Source organism: Streptomyces sp. NPDC058052, from assembly GCF_042885515.1.
Lineage (GTDB): Bacteria > Actinomycetota > Actinomycetes > Streptomycetales > Streptomycetaceae > Streptomyces.
The window spans coordinates 206027-220116 of the sequence record NZ_JBHVRX010000005.1 but is presented as its reverse complement, the minus strand read 5'-3'; the positions used below and the strand labels follow the sequence as shown (position 1 = coordinate 220116).

At 76.2% G+C, this 14090-nt stretch carries 13 protein-coding genes; 8 read left to right on the top strand and 5 right to left on the bottom strand.

Annotated features, from left to right (window positions below; all coding sequences use genetic code 11):
- The first annotated feature begins 13 nt into the window (after positions 1–13).
- Positions 14–1771: an ABC transporter ATP-binding protein gene (locus ACFVU3_RS09870; protein WP_390065229.1), complete on the top strand. Its 1758-nt coding sequence runs from the start codon at positions 14–16 to the stop codon at positions 1769–1771.
- The gene (locus ACFVU3_RS09865) at positions 1768–3711 is read left to right on the top strand and encodes an ATP-binding cassette domain-containing protein (protein ID WP_390065227.1); all 1944 of its coding nucleotides are present in this window, start codon (positions 1768–1770) and stop codon (positions 3709–3711) included. The genes ACFVU3_RS09870 and ACFVU3_RS09865 overlap by 4 nt, the downstream gene beginning before the upstream one ends.
- On the opposite strand, the gene ACFVU3_RS09860 is transcribed toward ACFVU3_RS09865, so the two are convergent.
- A complete protein-coding gene (locus tag ACFVU3_RS09860) occupies positions 3680–4282 on the bottom strand; it encodes a LuxR C-terminal-related transcriptional regulator (protein WP_390065461.1) in 603 nt (200 codons plus the stop codon). The genes ACFVU3_RS09865 and ACFVU3_RS09860 overlap by 32 nt on opposite strands.
- 315 nt (positions 4283–4597) lie before the next feature.
- Between ACFVU3_RS09860 and ACFVU3_RS09855 the strand changes: the two genes are divergently transcribed.
- The 5 genes from ACFVU3_RS09855 to ACFVU3_RS09835 all read left to right on the top strand — a co-directional run bounded on the left by ACFVU3_RS09855 (position 4598) and on the right by ACFVU3_RS09835 (position 8763).
- On the top strand, positions 4598–5662 hold the full coding sequence (locus tag ACFVU3_RS09855; RefSeq protein ID WP_390065225.1) for a PucR family transcriptional regulator: 1065 nt from the start codon (positions 4598–4600) through the stop codon (positions 5660–5662).
- Positions 5659–5781, top strand: a complete 123-nt coding sequence (locus ACFVU3_RS09850) for a hypothetical protein (RefSeq protein WP_390065224.1) — start codon at positions 5659–5661, stop codon at positions 5779–5781. Before ACFVU3_RS09855 ends, ACFVU3_RS09850 begins: the two co-directional genes overlap by 4 nt.
- Positions 5782–5874: 93 nt before the next feature.
- Positions 5875–6378 (top strand): hypothetical protein, encoded by a 504-nt coding sequence (locus ACFVU3_RS09845; protein ID WP_390065223.1) that lies wholly within the window; start codon positions 5875–5877, stop codon positions 6376–6378.
- Between the two features lie 42 nt (positions 6379–6420).
- Entirely contained in the window at positions 6421–7950 is a 1530-nt protein-coding gene (locus ACFVU3_RS09840) for an SPFH domain-containing protein (protein ID WP_390065221.1), read from the top strand.
- A 78-nt stretch (positions 7951–8028) separates the two neighbouring features.
- Positions 8029–8763 carry an alpha/beta fold hydrolase gene (locus ACFVU3_RS09835; RefSeq protein WP_390065220.1) on the top strand — a complete coding sequence of 245 codons (735 nt, stop codon included), beginning with the start codon at positions 8029–8031 and terminating at the stop codon, positions 8761–8763.
- On the opposite strand, the gene ACFVU3_RS09830 is transcribed toward ACFVU3_RS09835, so the two are convergent.
- Entirely contained in the window at positions 8756–9634 is an 879-nt protein-coding gene (locus ACFVU3_RS09830; RefSeq protein WP_390065218.1) for a glycosyltransferase family 2 protein, read from the bottom strand. The two genes, ACFVU3_RS09835 and ACFVU3_RS09830, sit on opposite strands and share 8 nt — an antisense overlap.
- A 321-nt stretch (positions 9635–9955) precedes the next feature.
- Here ACFVU3_RS09830 and ACFVU3_RS09825 point away from each other — a divergent pair, with 321 nt between their 5' ends.
- Complete coding sequence (locus ACFVU3_RS09825; protein ID WP_390065459.1) at positions 9956–11116, top strand: serine/threonine-protein kinase; 1161 nt, start codon at positions 9956–9958, stop codon at positions 11114–11116.
- Positions 11117–11155: 39 nt separating this feature from the next.
- Here the strand turns inward: ACFVU3_RS09825 and ACFVU3_RS09820 are convergent, their stop codons facing one another.
- The 3 genes from ACFVU3_RS09820 to ACFVU3_RS09810 all read right to left on the bottom strand — a co-directional run bounded on the left by ACFVU3_RS09820 (position 11156) and on the right by ACFVU3_RS09810 (position 14085).
- A complete protein-coding gene (locus ACFVU3_RS09820; protein ID WP_390065216.1) occupies positions 11156–11437 on the bottom strand; it encodes a hypothetical protein in 282 nt (93 codons plus the stop codon).
- A gap of 108 nt (positions 11438–11545) precedes the next feature.
- On the bottom strand, positions 11546–12553 hold the full coding sequence (locus ACFVU3_RS09815; protein ID WP_390065214.1) for a YdcF family protein: 1008 nt from the start codon (positions 12551–12553) through the stop codon (positions 11546–11548).
- 143 nt (positions 12554–12696) lie between these two features.
- Entirely contained in the window at positions 12697–14085 is a 1389-nt protein-coding gene (locus tag ACFVU3_RS09810; RefSeq protein WP_390065213.1) for a tetratricopeptide repeat protein, read from the bottom strand.
- Positions 14086–14090: the final 5 nt, after the last annotated feature.

The following is a 14090-nucleotide window of genomic DNA, read 5'->3' as shown; positions in this document are numbered from 1 at the left end:
AGGGAGCAGAACCTTGACCACCAGTCGTCCGCCGCGCAGCGTATCCCGGGGGCCGGACCGCGCGGCAGACCGGCTGCTGCTGCGGACCGCCCGGGAAGGCGGCCTCTCGACTGTTGTACTGCTCGTCACGGCGATTGTCTCCACCGCCGGACAGATCTCCTTCCCCGCCCTGCTCGGCAAGGCCCTGGACTCCGCGCTCGCCGGGGGCCGCCCGAGCGGCTGGACGGCCGCCTGCGCCGCCGCCGTCGCCGCCATGGTCCTCGCCGACGCGCTGTTCGAGCGGGCCGGCGGGATCGCCGCCGCGCGGGGCACGGCACGGCTCCGCCGGTCGATGCTCCCCCCGCTCCTCACCTGGACCGCCACCGGCCACCCCCGCACGACCGCCGGGGACTCGGTGAGCCGGCTGGTGGGCGCGACGGGCGAGGCGGGCGGCGTCGCCGCGGTGCTGGTGCGGGCGGTGCTGTCGGTCGTGCCGGCCGTCGGCAGCGTCGTCGCCCTGTGGCTGATCGACCCCTGGCTCGCCGGCACCTTCCTCCTCGGCTTCCCGGCCGTCGTCCTCCTCCTGCGGACGTTCACCCGCCGCATCTCCGACGTGTCCACCCGGTACCTGGAGACGCAGGGCCGGCTGGCGACGGCGCTCCTGGAGGCCCTCGCGGGCCGCCGCACCATCGCCGCCGCCGGCACCACGGAGGACGAGGTGCGCAGGGTCCTGCGCGTCCTGCCCGAACTCGGCCGGCTGGGCCGCGGCACATGGCGGGCCCAGACGCAGGTCGCCGGACGGTCCGCCGTGATCACCCCGCTCCTGGAGATCGGGGTCCTGTCGGTGGCGGGCTTCGCGCTCGCCGCCGGGCGGATCACCGTCGGCGAGATGCTGGCCGCCGCACAGTACGTGGCCATCGGGAGCGGCCTGGGCATGACGACCATGCTCCTGGGGAGGCTGGCCCGGGCTCGGGCCGGAGCCGAACGGGTCCGGGAGTTCCTGGAGCAGCCCGTCATGGAGTACGGCGACCGGTCGCCGGGGCGGGGTCCCGGCCGGCTGGAGCTGCGGGGCGTCCGGGTCGCGGCCGGGGGCCGGACGGTGCTGGACGGCGTCGACCTGACCGTTCCCGGCGGGACCTGCCTGGCGGTCGTGGGCAGGTCGGGCTCCGGGAAGTCGCTCCTCGCGGCCGTCGCGGGCCGGCTGGCGGACCCCGACGCGGGCACGGTCCTCCTCGACGGCGTACCGCTCCGGCGGCTCGGCCGTCCCGGTCTGCGGGCCGCCGTCGGCCACGCGTTCGCCCGCCCGGTGCTCTTCGGCGGGACGCTGGGCGACGCGATCGCCCGCGGCACGGGCCGGGCCGCGTCCGGCGCGCCGGACGGGCGGACGGTGCGGGCGGCGCGCGCCGCCGACGTCGACGGCTTCGTCCGCCGGCTCCCCGAGGGCTACCGGACCCCGCTGCGGGACGCCGCCCTGTCGGGGGGCGAGGTCCAGCGCGTCGGCCTCGCCCGGGCGTTCGCGCACTCCGGGCGCCTGCTCGTCCTCGACGACGCCACGTCCAGCCTGGACACGGTCACCGAGCACCGGATCGGGACGGTGGTGACCGAGGGCCTGCGGGACCGGACCCGGATCGTCGTCGCCCACCGCGCGGCGACCGCGGCCCGCGCGGACACCGTGGCGTGGCTCGACGGCGGCCGGGTGCGCCGCGTCGGCCCGCACCGCGAACTCTGGCGCACGGAACCGGAGTACCGGCGGGTGTTCCGCGGAGCCGCCGCCGGAAAGGCGCCGTCGTGAGGAGGCGGGCGGCGGAGGGAGCCCGCCCCGGGACGCCCCGGGAGGCGCTGCTCCCGCTCCTCGTGGCCCCGCTCACCGCACGCCCCGGACTCCTCGCGCGCCTGATCCTGTGGTCCCTGGTGGAGGCGGCGCCCGCCCTGCTCGCCGGGCACCTGGTGGCCCGGGCCGTCGATCACGGCTTCGCGGCCGGGAACCCGGCGGCCGGCCTGGGGTGGCTCGCCCTGATGGGGGCCGGGGTCTTCGCCGGAGCGTGGGGGACCCGGCAGGCGTACCCGCTCCTCGCCGACGCGGTCGAACCGTTCCGGGACGACCTGGTGCGCCAGGTCGCCGAGAGCTCCCTGCACCAGGCCGTGGCGGGCCGGTCCGTCGACGCGTCCGGGGTCTCGCGGCTCACCCTCCAGGTCGAGATGGTGCGCGAGGCGTACGCGGGTGTGCTGATGGTCGTCCGCGGGTTCCTGCTCACCGTCGGCGGGGCGCTCCTCGGCCTGGTCCTCCTCGCCCCGGCGGCCCTGATCCTCGTCGTGCCCCCGTTCCTGGCGGGTCTCGGCCTCTTCCTGCTGCTGCTGCGCCGGATGGCCTCGGCCCAGCGGGACGTCATCCTCGCGGACGAGCGCGTCGCGGAGGCGACGGGCACCGCGCACGCGGCCGTCCGGGACATCGTGGCCTGCGGCGCCGAGGACGGCGTACGGGCCGAGCTCACGGCGTGCGTCGACGCCCAGGAGGCCGCCGCGCGGCGCCTCGCCGCCCTCCTGCCGGTACGCGTCCTCTGCCTCGCCGTGGCGGGCTGGCTCCCCCTGATCCTGCTCCTCGCGGCCGCGCCGGGACTGCGCGCGGGCGGGCTGACCACGGGCGCCGTCCTGGGAGCGGCGACCTATGTGACCGGCGGGCTCCAGCCGGCGGTCCGCTCGCTCGTCCAGGGCCTGGGCGGCAGCGGCCTGCGGCTGGCCGTGGCGCTGCGCCGCATCCGGGAGACGTCGCGGCGGCCGGCGACGCCCGCCGGCCCGGTCCCGGACGCGAGGTCCGCGGGCCCGGTCCCGGACGCGGCCCCGGGGTCGTCCGGACCCGCGCCCGGACCCGCGGCCGAGCCCGCTGCCCGGCCCGCCTCCGAGCCCGCTGCCCGGCCCGCGGCCGCCGTCGAGCTCACCGGGGTGTCCTTCGGCTACGGCGCCCACGCGGATCCGGTCCTCCGCGATCTCGACCTCGTGATCCCGGAGGGGGGTCACCTCGTGGTGGTCGGCCCGAGCGGCATCGGCAAGTCCACGCTCTCCGGCCTGATCGGCGGGGTCCTCGCACCGGACCGGGGCCGGGTCCGGATCGGCGGCCTGTCGCCCGGCTCCCTCGCCCCGGCCGAGCTGGCCGCCCGGCGGGTCCTCGTGCCGCAGGAGGCGTACGTGTTCTCGGGCACCCTGATGGAGAACCTGCGCTATCTGCGCCCCGACGCCCCTGTGCGGGACGTGATCGCCGCCGTCGACGCGGTCGGGGCGGGACCGCTGGCCGGCCGGCTCGGCGGCATCGGCGCCACCGTCGACCCCGCCGCCCTCTCGGCCGGTGAACGGCAGCAGATCGCGCTCGCGCGCGCCTTCCTCTCCCCGGCGCCGCTGGTCCTGCTGGACGAGGCGACCTGCCACCTGGACCCCGCGGCCGAGGCCCACGCCGAGGAGGCGTTCGCGCGGCGCCCCGGGACGCTGGTCGTGATCGCCCACCGGATCAGCTCCGCGCTCCGCGCACCGCGGGTCCTGGTCATGGACGGCGACCGGGTGGTGGGCGGCACGCACCGGGAGGTCCTGGCGGCATCCCCGCTCTACCGCGACCTGGTGGGCCACTGGAGCGACGACGGCTCCCCTCCGCACGACGGCTCCCCGACGCACGACGGCGACGCGGTGGCCTCCGGCCGGACGGGCGGAGCGGTCAGAGCCACCCCGCCTCCGTCGCGATCCTGACCGCGTCGACCCGGCTGCGCGCCTGCGTCTTGGTCACGACGGACGCCAGGTGGTTGCGTACCGTCCCGACCGAGATGTAGAGCTGCGCGGCCACGTCCCGGGTCGACTCCCCCTGTGCGGTCAGCCGCAGCACCGCCACCTCGCGGGGGGTCAGCGGGTTGTCCGACACCGACGCCGCCGTGATGGCCAGCTCGGGGTCCAGCACCCGGCGTCCCTGGGCCACCTGCCGGATGTCCTCGGCGAGCCGCGAGGTCGGCGCGTCCTTGCGGATGAACCCGAAGACCTTGGCCGCCAGCGCGCGGCGTACGTGCTCCGGCCGGGCCACGCTGGTCAGCAGCAGCGTCCGGCAGGAGGGCAGTCGGGTCTGCAGGTCCAGCGCGGCGGTGATCCCGTCCGTACCGGGCAGGTCGATGTCGAGGACCGCGACGTCCGGCAGGGTGTTCAGGGCGGCGGGCACGATGAGGTCGCCGTGGTCGACCGCCTCCACGATGTCGATGTCGGGCTCCTGGGAGAGCAGCGCGGTCAGCGCCTGGAGGATCAAGGGAGCGTCCTCGGCCAGCAGCACTCTGATCGGCGCGCCCGCTCCGGACCCGCTCCCGCCGGTTCTTCCTTCCCGCACGCCCACGCCCCCCTGTCCCCGGACTTCGCGTCCGGCCGGCGGCCGGTGCCGCCGAACGGCTCAACGCCGAAGGGGCCGCCGGGAGTTCCGTCGGGCCCCGGCACCGGCGGGCGGGGACCCGTCCGCCGGTGCCCGTCCGGCCCCGCTCCGCCCGGCGGACGGCGGCTCCCGCCGCGGGCCTCCCGGTCCGCGGACGGCGGCCGGGGACGGCGGCCGGGGGCGGGGTGGGAGGCTTGGGCGCTGAGGGGATCCGGAGGTGGGAGGACCGTGGCGGAGCTGAGGGCGTACGAGGCGTATCTCGACGGGTACGACGCGATCCTGGCCGGGGTGTGCGCGACCGGGCGGCGGCTGAGCCGGGAGGAGCTGGAGGGGCTGCGGGAGCGCGGGGAGCGGGCGGCCGAGGCGGGGATCGGGCTGCGGGCGCTGGTGCGGGCGCATCTCGCCGCCGCGCGGGACGTACGGGGCGGGCTGCCCCGGGGGGCCGATCCCGACCTGCTGCTGGGGGCCGTCGAGCAGGCGGTGGACGCGTTCGCCGAGGGGCACGAGCGGGCACAGGCGATGGCGGTCCGTCAGGAGGAGGCGGCACGGCGGGAGTTCGTCGACGACCTGCTGTACGGGCGGAGCGATCTGGGGCGGCTGGCCGAGCGGGCCGAGCGGTTCGGGCTGCTGCTCTCGCACGCGCACGCCGTGGCGGTGGCCCAGGGGCCGGAGCCGTTCGGGGACGGGTATCCCGTCTCGCGGAGCGTCGAGTCCTCGCTGCTGGCCCGCTTCGGGACCCGGCGGATCCTGCTCACGACCAAGGACGGGCGGCTGATCTGTGTCGCCCCGGCGGACGAGCCCGAGGTCCTGGCCCACTTCGCGAAGCAGGCGTACGCCGCCGCCGACGGCAGTCTGGTCGCGGTCGGGCGGCCGCATCCGGGCGCGGGCGGGGTCGTCCACTCGTACGAGGAGGCGCTCGGCGCCCTCGATCTCGCCGAACGGATCGGGCTGGACGGGCCGGTGCTGTACGCCGCCGACCTGCTCGTCTATCCGGTCCTCGGGCGGGACCGGCAGGCGATGGCCGATCTCGTCGGGACCGTGCTCGGGCCGCTCGCCGCGGCCCGGGGCGGGGCGCGGCCGCTGCTCGACACCCTGCACGCCTACTTCGACGCGGGCTGCGTCACAACCGAGGCGGCCCGGCGGCTGGCGCTGAGCGTGCGGGCCGTCACGTACCGGCTCGACCGGATCCACCGGCTCACCGGATCCGATCCCGGCGATCCCACCCAGCGGTACACGCTGCAGACCGCCGCGATCGGGGCGCGGCTGCTCGGCTGGCCCGACGAGGAGCTGTGAGCCGGCCCGTTCCGCAGGGCACCGAGCACGGCATCACGCACGGCGTCGCGCAGGGCACCACGCACGGCGTCCGGCACGGCACCGAGCACGGCATCGAGCACGGCATCAAGAACGCGTAAAGACTGCCGGTCGTCGGCAATGCGGCCGAAGGGTTCACGATGAAACGATCCTTCGGACGGCGGGCAGGGCACGGCGACCGAAGGAGCGGGGACATGATCTGGTTTCTCGGTCTCGGCATCGGCGGTCTGCTGCTGCTCGTCCTGAGCCTGGTCTTCGACGGGGTCCTGGAAGGACTCTTCGACGGCCTCGGGGGGCTCGACGGGCTCCTGTCGCTGCCGGTGGTCGCCGGGTTCCTCTCGGCGCTCGGCTTCACGGGGGCGCTCGTGCTCGGCACGACCGGCACGGGAACGGTGGCCGCGACCGGCGCGGGCGTGCTCGCGGGCACCGGCACGGGGTGGGTGACCTGGCGGTTCTGCCGGGCGCTGCTGCGCGACACGACCGCGCCCGCGCCGCGCGGCGAGGACCTGACCGGAAGCTCCGGGTCGGTGGTCACCGCCGTCCCGGCGGACGGCTACGGCGAGGTGCTGCTGTACCTGGGCGGCCAGCCCGTGAAGTACGCGGCGAAGGCGTCCGGGCCCGTCCCGCGCGGCACCGAGGTGTGGGTCGAGTCGGTCCTGTCGGCCACCTCCGTCCACGTGCGCCCCGTCGAACGCTGACCGCCGTCCTCTCCGCTGAACCCGACCGAAGGGGGTTTCGTCATGAGCCCTGTCCTCACCGCCGTGGTGGGCATCGTCGTCCTCGTCGTCCTGCTCGCCCTCGCCGTCGTCACCCGCTACAAGGTCGCGGGCCCGAGCGAGGCGTTCATCATCACCGGCCGGCGCGGCCAGAAGGCCACCGATCCGGCGACCGGCCGCGTCTACACGGACAACAGCGGCCAGAAGGTCGTCGTCGGCGGCGGGGTCTTCGTCGTGCCGTTCGTGCAGCAGAAGTTCACCCTCGACCTCTCCAGCCGGCACATCCCCATCGCCGTCCGCGGCGCCGTCACCCTGCGCGGCGTGAAGGCCAACCTGGAGGGCGTCGCGATCGTCAAGGTCGGCGGCACCGAGGACTCGATCCGCGCCGCCGCCCAGCGCTTCCTGATGCAGCAGGACGGCATCGTCGGCTTCACCCAGGAGGTGCTCTCCGGCGCGCTGCGGTCCATCGTCGGCCGGATGTCCGTGGAGGACATCATCCGCGACCGGGCCGCCTTCGCCGGGCAGGTCGCCGAGGAGGCCGAGGCGAGCCTCTCCGGGCAGGGCCTCGTCCTCGACGCCTTCCAGATCCAGGACATCACCACCGAGGGCTCCTACCTGGAGGACCTCGGCCGGCCCGAGGCCGCCCGCGCCAAGCAGGAGGCCGACATCGCCGAGGCCGAGGCCCGGCGCGCCGCCGAGCAGGCCCGGCTGAAGGCCGAGGAGGAGATCGCGGTCGCCCAGCGGACGCTGTACCTGAAGCAGGCCGAGATCAAGGCGCAGACCGACGAGGCCGCCGCCCAGGCCAACGCCGCGGGGCCGCTCGCCGAGGCCGCCCGCCAGCAGGACATCCTCGCCGAGCAGGAGAAGGTCGCCGCCCGGCAGGCCGCCCTGACCGACCGCCAGCTCGACACCCAGGTCCGCAAGCCCGCCGACGCCAAGCGGTACGAGGCCGAGCAGCAGGCCGAGGCGCAGCGCACGGCCCGGGTGAAGCAGGCCGAGGCCGAGCGGATGGCGGCCATCGCGGCGGCCGAGGCCGAGGCCGAGCGGGCCCGGCTCACCGGTGAGGGCGAGTTGCAGCGCCGCCAGGCGCTGGCGGAGGCCGAGGCCATCGAGGGCGCCAAGCGCGGTGAGGCCGAGCGGGCCCGGCGTGCCGCCATCGCGGAGGCCGTCCGGCTGGAGGGCGACGCGGAGGCCGGGGCCATCGCGGCGAAGGGCGCGGCCGAGGCCGAGGCCATGCACAAGCGGGCCGACGCGTTCGAGCGGTACGGCGACGCGGCCGTGCTCCAGATGCTGGTCGAGGTCCTGCCGGAGGTCGTCGCCAAGGCGGCGGAGCCGCTGGCCGCCGTCGACAAGATGACCGTCATCTCCACCGACGGCGCCGGCAAGCTGCCCCGCGCGGTCGCGGACAACGTGGCCCAGGGCATGGAACTCCTCAGCTCCACCACGGGAGTCGACCTGTCCTCGCTCCTCCAGGGGCTCACGGCCAAGGCCGTCCCGGCCGCCCCCGCCGCCCCGGTCAACGGGACGCACGGGAAGGTCGAGATCACCGACTGACGCCGTCCGGCCCCGGCCCCGCCCCCGCCGTGATAGGCAGGGACGGGGCCACGTCGGCGTCGGGAGGCGGGAGTCGGGATGTCGGGGCTGCTGTTGATCCACGGAGCCGGAGGGAGCGCCGAGACCCACTTCGGCGGGCTGACGCGACGGCTGGGGGACCGTTTCCGGTACGTCCCAGGGGAGTTGCCCGAGCGGGGCGGATCCGGGGCCGACGAGGTCGTGGACGGCTTCGTGGCCGCCGCGGACGCCGCCGGGGCCGCGTCCTTCGCCGTCTGCGGGTACTCGCTCGGCGCCCCGCTGGCCGTACGGCTCGCGGTCCGGCACCCGGAGCGGGTCACGGCCCTGGTGCTGACCGCGCCGTTCCCGTGCGCCGACCACCGGATGCGGCTCGGCCTCTCGCTCTGGCGGGGACTGTACGAGAGCGGGCGGCACCGGCTGCTCGCCGAGCACCTGGCGCTGACCGGGCTCGGCGGGACGTTCCTGGACCGGACCGACCCGGCCCGGCTGCGGGCCATGCTGATGCTGGCACCCCCGCCGCCCGCCGCGACCCCGGCCCATCTGGAGCTCGCCGGGCGGATCGACGTACGGGAGGACCTGGGGCGGCTCGTGGTGCCGACGCTCGTCGTCGTCACCGCCGAGGACCCGCTCGTCTCCCCCGCCCGCCAGCGCGCGCTCGCCGCCGCCGTCCCGGGCGCCCGGACCGCCGAACTCGCCACCGGGCACCTGCCGTTCTGGGAGGACCCGGAGGCGTGGGCGGACGCCGTCGAGGACTTCCTGACGGTCGGGGACCCTCTGTCCGCCCGCGTCAGATGATCGGCGGGCGGCCCAGCTTCGTCATGCGCAGCACGGTCGACCAGCGCATCGGACGGCGCGGCCCGGCGGGGGCCTTCAGGCCCTCCGCGAACCCGGCGAACCAGGAGCGCAGGCCCCGCACCGAGCGGGTGCGGGCCACGGTGAGGAGGACCCAGACCGCCAGGTAGAGCGGGACGAGCGGGGCCGGCAGATTCCGCTTCGCCAGCCACACGCGGTTGCGGGCGGTCATCCGGTAGTAGACGTCGTGCCGGGCCGGGCTGGTCTTCGGGTGCTGGAGCAGCAGCTCGGGCGCGTACTGGATCCGCCAGCCCGCGTCGAGCGCCCGCCAGGCCAGGTCGGTCTCCTCGTGGGCGAAGAAGAAGTCCTCCGGCCAGCCGCCGATCCGGTCGAGCATCGGCATCGACAGGCCGTGGCCGCCGCCGAGGAAGGTGGTGACCTCGCCGCCGCGCATCGGGTCCTTCGCGCCGAGCCGGGGGATGTGCCGGCGCTGGGTCTCGCCCGTCTCGTCGGCGATCCGGAAGGAGACGACGCCGAGCTTCGGCTCGGTCTCGTACAGGTCCACCAGGCGGCGGAAGACGTCCGTGTCGACCAGCAGGCCGTCGTCGTCCAGGTCCACCAGGACGTCCACGTCGCCGAAGGAGCGGAGGGTGTCGATGGCCACGTTCCGGCCACCGGTGACGCCGCGGTTCTCGGGCAGCTCCACACCGGTGACGCCGTCGGGGAGCGCGGGCAGCGAACCGGTGCCGTTGCCGACCACCACGACCCTGGCGGCGGGCTCGTCCTGCTTCGCCACCGAGTCGAGCAGCGCGCCCAGCTCGGCGGGGCGGGTGCCCATCGTCAGTACCGCCACGCCCACTCTCGGTCGCGCCACGGTCCACTCCGTTCCAAGATCGGGGTCGGGTCTCGTGTGCGGGCCGGCTCCCGCCGGCCCCACGGCACCCATTGTTCACCCTCCGGGAACCCGGGCGGAACCCGGAAGGAACCCGGGAGGCCCGGACCCGGGGAAGGGCGCGGTCCCCGGAACCCCCGAGGGCCTCCCGTACGTCCGTGCGTACGACGGCGGTTCCGCCGTGGTTCCGCCGCGGGCCGGTCGTGGTTCCGCTTCGGGGGGAGCGCGGCGAGGACGCGGAGGTGACGGCTCTACCCTGGTCATCTGCCGTCAAGTGATCGATTGTCGAAAGGGCGTCTCCTGGTGCTGGTCGCGGACCGATATCGGCTTCACGGGTGTATCGGACGTGGCGGCATGGGCGAGGTGTGGCAGGCCACCGACGAGGTCCTCGGCCGGCCCGTCGCCGTGAAGCTGATGCTGGCCCAGTCCACCGACCCCTCGGGCGCCGACCGCTTCCGGCTGGAGGCCCAGACCGCCGCCCGGCTCAGCCACCCGCACGTCGTCGGCGTCTTCGACTTCGGCACCTGGGACGGCAAGCTCTTCCTGGTGATGGAGCTGGTCGAGGGCGACAGCCTCGCCTCCTCCCCCGCCCAGCCGCTGGTCCTGCCCGCCGAGCGGGTCGCCGTGGTCGCCGCGCACGCCGCCGCCGGCCTCGCCGCCGCCCACCGGCAGGGCGTGGTCCACCGCGACATCAAGCCCGGCAACCTCCTCATGGACGCCGAGGGCACGGTCAAGCTGGCCGACTTCGGCATCGCCCGCTTCGTCGACGACCCCTCGGCCGGCCTGACCACGACCGGGCAGATCGTCGGCACCGGCCTCTACCTGGCCCCGGAGCGGGCCCTCGGCAAGCCCGCCTCGCCCGCCTCCGACGTGTACTCCCTCGGCTGCGTCCTCTACCAGCTGCTCACCGGCCACCCGCCCTTCCGCGCCGACACCGCGACCGCCCTGCTGTACCAGCACATCGACAGCGCGCCGACGCCGCCGAGCCGGCTCGGGGTGGTCCTCACGCCCGCCTTCGAGGCGTACCTGCTGAGCCTGCTGGCCAAGCAGCCCGAGCAGCGCCCGCCGGCGCAGGCCATCGCCGACTGGTTCGGCTCCGGCGCCTGGCGGGAGTACGCGCCCCGCCCCGCCGCCGCGGCCATGCCGGGGGCCGTCCACGCCCCGCCCGCTCAGGCCGCGCCGCCCGCGCGCACCGCGCCCGCGCCGCCCCTGACGGCCATGCCCGCCCCCCGCTCCCCCTCCTCCGGGCCGATGGCTGCGCCGAGGTCCGCGCCGACCTCCGCCGCCGCGCCGGTGGGCGGCTCGGGCTCCCGGCGGCGGGCGCCCGAGCGGTCCGGGGGCTCCGGGTCCGCCGGCGGCGCGCTCGCCGAGCTGTCCCGCCGCCGGCCGCGCAAGACGGCCGCCGTCGCCGGGGTCGTCGCCTTCGTCGTCTTCCTCTTCATCGGGATGGCCTGGCTCTCCTGACCCGCCCGCGGAGCCCCGGCCCGGTCCGGCCGGGGCGCCTCAGTACAGCCGGGGCGCCATGACGTGCGGATCCGCGTCACCTTCGGCGAGGAGGAGGCAGCGGGGCACTCCCGGCCCCAGGGTGGCGCGCACGGTGGCCTGGGTCGGCGGGTCCGTCGGCAGCTCGATCGGGACGGCCACCGGGCGGTCGTCCCTGGTGCTCGTGTGCCCGGTCTCCTTGCCGTCGACCAGGACCTCGACCACGGGCCTCAGGCCGGTCTCCACGGTCGCCGAGACCGAATGGCCCCGGTAGTCGATGTGGAAGTGGTGGCGTCGCCTCATGGGGTCACCTCCGCGGAGGGCTCCGGACGCCTCCACCGGCACCCGCGGACACCTCCGTCCCTCCAGGGTAGGGACGGAGGGCCGCGCCCGCCCCTCCGGAGCCCGCCGTCACCTCGTGACGGCCAGCCCCAGGCAGCCGATGCCGACCAGCACGGCGCAGACCGTCAGGTTGACCGCCCGGTACTCCAGGAAGACCGCGGCGAACTCGCGGATCGTGGCGCTCGGCCAGAAGTACGCGGCGGTCGGCGAGCCCACCACCTGGCCGTCCACCCCCGCCTTCCGCGCCATCAGCGCGGCCCGGAAGGCGTGGAAGTTGTTGGTGACGATCACGCAGCCGGCGCCCGGCCGCTCCGCCTCCATCAGCTCCTTGCTGAACAGCAGGTTCTCCTCCGTGGTGCGGGAGCGGTCCTCGCGGACGATCCGGTCCTCGGGAAAGCCCCGCTCCACCAGATACGCGGCCATGGCGTGGGACTCCGGCAGCTCCTCGTCCGGGCCCTGGCCGCCGGAGGTGACGAGCAGCGGAGCCCCGCCGCGCGCCGCCAGCCGCTCGTACACCTCCCGCCCCCGGTCGAGCCGGCTCGCGAGCAGCGGCGGGACCCGCCGGCCGCCGATCAGCCCGGAGCCCAGCACCACCACGAAGCCGGCGTCGCGGCGCAGCCGCGTCCGGCCGTACAGGAACGCGTACCCCACGAAGCAGAGGAAGAGGAAGGAGACGTATCCGAGGACGAGGAGCAGGGTGACGGCGACGACGCCGAGGACCCGCGAGCGGAGGAGGACCGCGACCGCCATCAGCCCGAGCACGCCGAGGATGCCGAGGCCGGCGAGGAGCGAGAGCAGGTTGGCCGGGCGTCTGCCCTCCTTGCGGATCATCTCGACACCGTTGGCGCAGAGCAGCCCGGCGAGGACCACCGGGCCCAGTCCGAGCACCAGCAGGAGCAGGACGAGGATCGTCTCCGTCAGGCCGTGCGGCAGGTCGTCCACGGCCGAGAGCAGGCCGAGGCCGAGGAAGGTGACGGCGAGACCGAGGTACACCGCGTTCCCGAAGCGGCGGCGGTCGCGCAGCACACCGACCCCGAAGAGGAGAAGGAACAGGGCGGACACCGCGAATGCGATCATGCCGTCATCGTAGGCACCCCGCCCGGCGGCGGAGCAGACCCCGGACGAAGCTGTGGACAACTCCTCGCCGAACGGTCCGTCCCCACCCCTCACGGGTGAGCGCGACCGCTCCGCACGGGCGGCGGGCGCCGCGGAGGACGGAGTCAGCGCTCCCGGGAGAGCGCGAACAGGCCCTTCCGCGCGCCCTCTTCGTACGCCTCCCGCAGATCCGGGTCGTCCAGCAGCGCGTCCAGCGCCACGTCGCCGCGGGCCCGCGCCACCGTGCAGGAGCGCGACGGACGGTCGGCGTCGCCGAAGACCGAGGTGCGCAACAGGTCGACGGCGCCCAGGAGATGGGCCGCCCGGTCGGGGCGGCCGTCGAGCAGCCTTATCCGGGCGAGGAGTTCGGCCGCGCAGGCGGCGCCGACCGTGGAGCCGAGCCGCAGGTGCTCGCAGAGCGCCCGGCGGGCGTGCTCGGCGGCCCGGGCCCGCTCCCCGTCCCAGGCGAGGAGTTCGGCCCGGGCGTGGTCCGCCCAGGCGTCGGCGTAGAGGTCGCGGCCCACCCACGCCCGCCGCCCCACCCCGTCGAGCTCCAGCTGGTCCAGCGCCTCCTGCGCGGCCTCCGGGTCGGTGCGGCTGAAGCAGAGCGCCAGCGCCGCCCAGCACGCCTCCCGGGTCGGGCCGAACTCGGGCACGTCGCCGATCTGCGCCAGCGCCTCCCGGAACTCGTCCGCCGCCGCCCGGGTGCGGCCCTGGTGGAGGGCGATGGAGCCGCGCAGATGGGCCAGCAGCCCCAGGCACCGCTCGTCGCCGTCCCGGACCGCGCTCGCCCACGCCTGCACCAGCAGCGGGTCGGCGTCCTCGGGGCGGCCCGACTCCAGCTCCAGGAAGGCGGCGAGCCACAGCGCCCGGGCGGGCGGCGGGCCCTGGTGCAGCGCGAGGGCGTGCCGCAGCCGTGTCCGCCCCTCGGCGGCCCGCCCGCAGGCCACCCACAGGAACCACAGCGAGACCGCGATCTCCAGGGCCGCCCCGGCCTCGTCGCCCGGCGCGAGCGGCGCCGTCGTCGGGTCCATCCCGGCGGCCAGGTCGGGGAGTTCGCGCAGCGCCAGGTCGCGGGCGTCCACCTGCCGGCCGCGCTGCCACCACTCGGCCGCCCGCCGGGCCACCTTCACGCACCACCTCCGGTGGTGCAGGACCACGATCCAGCGGTCGCCGCGGGCGGTGAGCCGCCGGGCGCCGACCGCCCGCATCGCGTGCGGCATCCAGTGGCGCGGCCCGCCGTCCTCCCCGTCGAACAGGTCGTCCACCGGCAGCAGCGCCCGCGGCGCCAGCCGGTCCAGGACGGCACCGACGCCGACGGCGCCCAGCGCCCCGTACCCGCAGACCTCCTCCACCGCCCGCCGGTCGAAGGCACCCTCGAAGACCGACAGCCGCTCCCACAGCAGCCGTTCGGCCGGGCCGGCGGACGCGTATCCCTCCTCCGCGGCGGCGAGTTGGCCGGATCCGACCGGCTCGCCCCACAGCACCTCGTACTCGGGCGGCTCTCCCGCCACTCGCC